This window comes from Massilia sp. DJPM01, from assembly GCF_030348125.1.
Classification (GTDB): Bacteria; Pseudomonadota; Gammaproteobacteria; order Burkholderiales; family Burkholderiaceae_D; genus Telluria_A; species Telluria_A frigida.
Genome location: NZ_JAQOZV010000211.1, coordinates 1 through 667, shown reverse-complemented (window position 1 = coordinate 667; position 667 = coordinate 1). Strand labels below are relative to the sequence as shown.

1 protein-coding gene is annotated in these 667 nt (G+C 51.6%); it reads left to right on the top strand.

The window, feature by feature from the left end:
- On the top strand, positions 1–559 hold a 559-nt coding region (locus PO883_RS34715; RefSeq protein WP_289313837.1), incomplete at its 5' end, for a hypothetical protein.
- Between the last annotated feature and the right edge of the window lie 108 nt (positions 560–667).

The window sequence follows — 667 nt, the reverse complement described above, 5'->3', positions numbered from 1 at the left end:
AAAAGCTACATCAGCTATGCAGACCTCAGCGCTGGCCTCCCATATGGCAACGATTACCTCTTCCGCGCAGCTGACGCGTTATATGAAGATGACGCCGCCACAGGAGAATTTGCTGTCAGCCCTATCTGAAGCGGCACGTAAGCGATTTCTTGAGAGTTTGACTTTTAATGAGAAAGGGATAACGGGCTATCGTTATGCAGAACTAGAAAGCGAGTTAACTCCAACTCAAATTGCAAAAATATTATCTTTGTTTGGTTCGCAGGCGAACACTACCTTGTTTAAAAAAGCAGTGGTAAAAACGGAGAAGGATCAACGCTTGCTTGCGGGCGAAACACCGGTATTGATGTGCCCTAAGGAGCTAGGTGGCGAGGGTGGCGAGGGTGGTGATTTTGGGGGGGGCGGTATCGGGGGGGGAGGTGGTGGGAGTGGTGGAGGATGGACTCCCCCCCCGCCTCCGCCTCCGACGGCACCTACAGATTATGTCGGATATGAATGTGATCGCGCGACCTGTGCGCCTAGTAGAAATTTTATTTGCCTCAATTCGTGTAAGTGGCCGTAGCCGCATCTTGATCGGTGGCACCTCCTTGTTACCTGGCGAAGCGGTGCTGTGGCACTTGTCGACGGTGTTCGCAGCTCAGTACATCTGTAATCCTGGAAATTTTATGCT